The following is a 4,752-nucleotide window of genomic DNA, read 5'->3' on the forward strand; positions in this document are numbered from 1 at the left end:
CGACCAACTCAGGCCTGATCTGCTGGCCACCCTCCGAGAAGCGCTAACGAATGTTGTGCGTCACGCGAGAGCTATGCACGTGGCTGTCGCCGTGAGCGTACCCGGCACCGGCGACGTACGAGAAGCCGGCGATGATCGCGTTCGGGAGGTACCCGACGCACAGCAGGAACACCCCGAGCCCAACGCCGACCGACGGACCGGTCCCCGCGAAGAGCTCACTGGTCCTGGGCCACGAGATCGCCAGCCCGGCCGCTACTGCCAACGCACCTGCGCTGACCAGCGCGAACAGTGCCATGAACCCGGCTCGCATGCCGTGCAGCGCCACCGGGTCGAGCTTGTCGAACACCACTTCGACCAGGCCGCAGCGACGGGCGACGCCGATCGTGGCGGCCAGACCGGACACGGCGGCGCAGCCGAAGAACGCGACGGCGGGCGTGGCGCGCACGACACCGTCGCCCATCACCAGCGCGATCGTGCCGCCGACGACCGCGTGCGCGCCGGCGATGCTCAGCACGACACCGCGAGCCTGAAGTGGTTCGTAGAGGCCGAGACGGTCGGCGGTACCCGCGGCGGTGCGGCCGACGAGCAGCATCAGCAACGCGGTGGGCAGCAACGGCAGCACACCGAGTTGACCTGCGTCGAAGCGCAACGGCACGTGATGCGCGGCCAGCCACGCGGGCGCGGCGGCGCTCAACACGCCGGCGGTGGAGAACTCCGCGTACGTGGCCGTCGCGGAGACCAGTGCGAGGACTGCGGCCACCGCCGCGTACCCGACGACCACCGACCCGACCGCGGCCGCGACGAGCACGCGCATGCGTTCGGAGCGCGAGAACTCCGGCGGACGCACGGTGGTGACCTCGCGGGTCACATCGCGTTGCAGCACGGGCACTTCTCCACTGTGTCAGGCCGGCTGAGCCGTTCGGGTGAGGCACGCCGGGTCATACGACAAGGGTGGTGCCGGCAGACACCGGCACCACCCCTGAGTCGAACGGTTCGCGGACCTTACTGCTGCGGTCCGCCGAAGCCACCGGGCGGCGTGCCCGGCGAGCCGAACTGGCCGGGCTGCGGCATGAAGCTGGTCTGCTGCGGCGGCTGACCCGGCTGCTGGGGCTGCTGCGGCTGCTGACCGAACTGCTGCTGCTGGCCGAACTGCGGCTGCGGGGCCTGCTGCTGCGGCGCACCGTGCTGCGGGTGCTGGCCCTGCTGCGGGAACGCACCGGACTGCGGGTTCCAGCCACCGGGCTGACCCTGCTGACCGGCGTACGGGTTCGCGGGCTTCGGCTCGAACTTCACGATGCCCTCGGCGAGCAGGAAGGCGAGCACGATCGCCGCCGTCTCCAGCAGCGCGACGATCAGCAGCACGATGTCGAGGCCCTGCACGGACGGCGACTTGATGATGCCCTGCAGCTGCAGCAACGTCTGCACAGCGGCCAGGATCGCGGCGACCGGGACGAACCCCTTCGGGATGCTCGGCAGCACGGAAAGACCGGCGAGCAGACCCGCGGCGAGCAGGTACGTGACGTTGCCGCTGACGTCGTCCGCGAACGCGACGAGGTACGCGACGAGGCCGAGACCGGCCGCGACCAGCGGAAGGATCAGACCCAGGTTGATGTTGTTGGCGCCGGGGGCGCCGGGGGTCTGAGGCGGTGCCTGGTGCTGTGCCGGACCCGGCGGCTGCTGTTGGGGTGCGCCGTAAGGCACGGACATGTCGAGGTCTCCTCCTCAGCCAGGGTTGCGTCAACGACGCTAGCAGTGTTGTCTGCCGCTCCTGCGGAGGCGGCGGCGAGTTCGTCGAGAAGCCGGTCGTCCGGCACGAACTCGCGGGTCCAGCTCTTGCTACTACGACGGTGACCGGATCATGCCGGTTCCGCCAGACGAGCGAGGGCCGGACTCCGAAAGTACTCCGGTGTCCGGCCCTCATGTTGCTCAACGTGCGGGTTGTGAGATCAGATGGTGCTCATGATCTCGCGCATCAGAGCGGCGGTCTCGGACGGCGTCTTGCCGACCTTGACGCCTGCGGCCTCGAGGGCCTCCTTCTTCGCCTGCGCGGTGCCCGCCGAGCCGGAGACGATGGCGCCGGCGTGGCCCATGGTCTTGCCCTCGGGAGCGGTGAAGCCCGCGACGTAGCCGACGACCGGCTTGGTCACGTTCTCCTTGATGTACGCCGCCGCACGCTCCTCGGCGTCGCCGCCGATCTCACCGATCATCACGATCGCGACGGTCTCCTCGTCGGCCTGGAAGGCCTCGAGGGCGTCGATGTGCGTGGTGCCGATGATCGGGTCGCCACCGATGCCGATCGCGGTGGAGAAACCGAAGTCGCGCAGCTCGTACATCATCTGGTAGGTCAGCGTGCCGGACTTCGACACCAGACCGATCTTGCCCGCGCCCGCGATGTTCGCGGGGATGATGCCGGCGTTCGACTTGCCGGGGCTGATGATGCCGGGGCAGTTCGGGCCGATGATGCGGGTCTTGTTGCCGGTCGCGACGGCGTGCGCCCAGAAGTAGGCGGTGTCGTGCACCGGGATGCCCTCGGTGATGACGACGGCCAGCTCGATCTCGGCGTCGATCGCCTCGAGCACGGCGGCCTTCGAGAAGGCGGGCGGCACGAAGATCACGGTCACGTTCGCGCCGGTGGCCTCCATGGCCTCCTTGACGGTGCCGAAGACCGGGAGCACGGTGCCGTCGAAGTCGACCTTCTCGCCGGCCTTGCGCGGGTTCACGCCACCGACGATGTTCGTGCCGGACGCGAGCATGCGCTTGGTGTGCTTGGTGCCTTCGGCACCGGTCATGCCCTGGACGATGACCTTGCTGGTCTCGTTGAGGAAGATAGCCATCTTGGTCAGACCCCCGCAGCCGCGAGCTCGGCGGCCTTGGCGGCCGCGTTGTCCATCGTGTCGACAACGGTCACCAGCGGGTGGTTGGCCTCGGCGAGAATGCGGCGGCCCTCCTCCACGTTGTTGCCGTCGAGGCGGACGACGAGCGGCTTGGTGGCCTCGTCGCCGAGGATCTCCAGTGCCGCCACGATGCCGTTGGCGACCGCGTCACAAGCGGTGATGCCACCGAAGACGTTGACGAACACGGAGCGGACGGCCTCGTCGTGGAGGATGACGTCCAGGCCGTTCGCCATGACCTCAGCGGACGCGCCGCCACCGATGTCGAGGAAGTTCGCGGGCTTCACGCCGTACTGCTCACCGGCGTACGCGACGACGTCCAGAGTGGACATCACGAGACCGGCGCCGTTGCCGATGATGCCGACCTCGCCGTCGAGCTTGACGTAGTTGAGGCCCTTCTCCTTGGCCTTGGCCTCGAGCGGGTTCTCAGCCTGCTTGTCGACCAGCTCCGCGTGGGCGGGGTGGCGGAAGTCGGCGTTCTCGTCGAGCGTGACCTTGCCGTCGAGCGCGACGATCTTGCCCTGCGGGTCGCGGACCAGCGGGTTGACCTCGACGAGCGTGGCGTCCTCCGCGACGAAGGTCTCCCACAGCTTGACGATCACGTCGACGACCTGGTCCTTGACCTCGGCCGGGAAGTTCGCCGCGTCGGCGATCTCCTTGGCCTTGGCCGCGTCGACGCCCTGGATGGCGTCGATGTGGATCTTCGCGAGGGCCTCGGGCTTGGTGGCCGCGACCTCCTCGATGTCCATGCCGCCCTCAACGCTCGCCATGGCGAGGAAGGTGCGGTTGGCACGGTCGAGGAGGAAGGAGAAGTAGTACTCCTCGGCGATGTCGGAGGCGGGCGTCACCAGCACGCGGTGAACGATGTGCCCCTTGATGTCCAGGCCGAGGATGGCGGTCGCCTTCTCCTCGGTCTCCTCGGCGGTGGAAGCGAGCTTCACACCACCGGCCTTGCCGCGGCCGCCGGTCTTGACCTGGGCCTTGACGACGACCGGCTGGCCGAACTTCGCGGCGATGGCCTTGGCGTCGGCGGGGTTGGTTGCCACATCGCCCGGCAGTACCGGGACGCCGTGGGCGGCGAAGAGGTCCTTCGCCTGGTACTCGTACAGGTCCACTCGGGTCTCCTGCGACGTCGGTGTCGGAACACCGCGCCTGGGTGGTCCTCAAGGGGCCAAGCGAACCCACTTGACGCGGCTGGGCCCAGACACTATCGAGCTGCACGTACCGCTCGCACGCCACACCTGGTGAGGTCTGTCTCAACGGCGGTGAGGTCGATCACGGGTGCGTGCGCACATAGAGGTCAACGCGTGTTTCACCGTGTCGCGCGAGCCCCCATCAAGCCCGCCGCGACCAGCAGCGCAGCGCAGGACGCCAGCGCCAGCCACGTGCCGGGCCCCGCCACCGCGCCCACGACCTTGTCGCCGGTCAGCGGCAGCTCCAGCGCTCGCACGCCGAGCAACAACACAGCACCCGCGAGCACCGCGGCACCACGAGCGGGCCTCGAGCGAAGTGCGATCACCAGCCCGATGATCAAGAAAACGAGAGAAGACAACAACGCCCACGAGACACCGGGATCACCGGCCGGCACCAACGTCGGAGCCGTGTAGTTGTCGGCGCGCACGGTCGGCAACGCGAAAGCGCCTGCCGCGAAGAGCCCTGCCAGCAGCACCGCACCCAGCTCGGCCACCGGCACCTCCTGCCGCTTGCCGCCGTCGGCGTTCTCCCGCTCGACGGCACCGGCGAGGCCCGCGCAGATCAACGCCAGCAGGCCGAGGGGGAACTCGACGACCATCAGCCAGAAGCCGGCACCCGGCTGCGCGATGCCCGCCTGGCTGGCGGCCACCACGGGCTGGGCCGCGCC

4 protein-coding genes and 1 pseudogene are annotated in these 4,752 nt (G+C 69.1%); all 5 read right to left on the reverse strand.

The features are described from left to right. Nucleotides 1-43: 43 nt before the first annotated feature. Nucleotides 44-883: a cell division protein PerM gene (locus tag FXN61_RS47320; RefSeq protein ID WP_188136250.1), complete on the reverse strand. Its 840-nt coding sequence runs from the start codon at nucleotides 881-883 to the stop codon at nucleotides 44-46. A gap of 119 nt (nucleotides 884-1,002) precedes the next feature. After that, nucleotides 1,003-1,707: a DUF5336 domain-containing protein gene (locus FXN61_RS47325; protein WP_167980325.1), complete on the reverse strand. Its 705-nt coding sequence runs from the start codon at nucleotides 1,705-1,707 to the stop codon at nucleotides 1,003-1,005. Nucleotides 1,708-1,946: 239 nt separating this feature from the next. Continuing rightward, entirely contained in the window at nucleotides 1,947-2,834 is an 888-nt protein-coding gene (gene sucD, locus FXN61_RS47330; protein ID WP_167980326.1) for a succinate--CoA ligase subunit alpha, read from the reverse strand. 5 nt (nucleotides 2,835-2,839) lie between these two features. Then, the gene (gene sucC, locus FXN61_RS47335) at nucleotides 2,840-4,006 is read right to left on the reverse strand and encodes an ADP-forming succinate--CoA ligase subunit beta (protein ID WP_167980327.1); all 1,167 of its coding nucleotides are present in this window, start codon (nucleotides 4,004-4,006) and stop codon (nucleotides 2,840-2,842) included. A 197-nt stretch (nucleotides 4,007-4,203) separates the two neighbouring features. Further along, a pseudogene (locus FXN61_RS47340) lies at nucleotides 4,204-4,752 on the reverse strand (hypothetical protein); the annotation flags it as partial.

Origin of the sequence: Lentzea indica, assembly GCF_012184385.1 — a bacterium.
Lineage (GTDB): Bacteria > Actinomycetota > Actinomycetes > Mycobacteriales > Pseudonocardiaceae > Lentzea > Lentzea indica.

What these genes read in the sequence shown, in the direction of transcription:
- FXN61_RS47325 (WP_167980325.1), bottom strand. Translation starts at nt 1,707, where the DNA reads ATGTCCGTGCCTTACGGCGCACCCCAACAGCAGCCGCCGGGTCCGGCA.
- sucD (WP_167980326.1), bottom strand. Translation starts at nt 2,834, where the DNA reads ATGGCTATCTTCCTCAACGAGACCAGCAAGGTCATCGTCCAGGGCATG.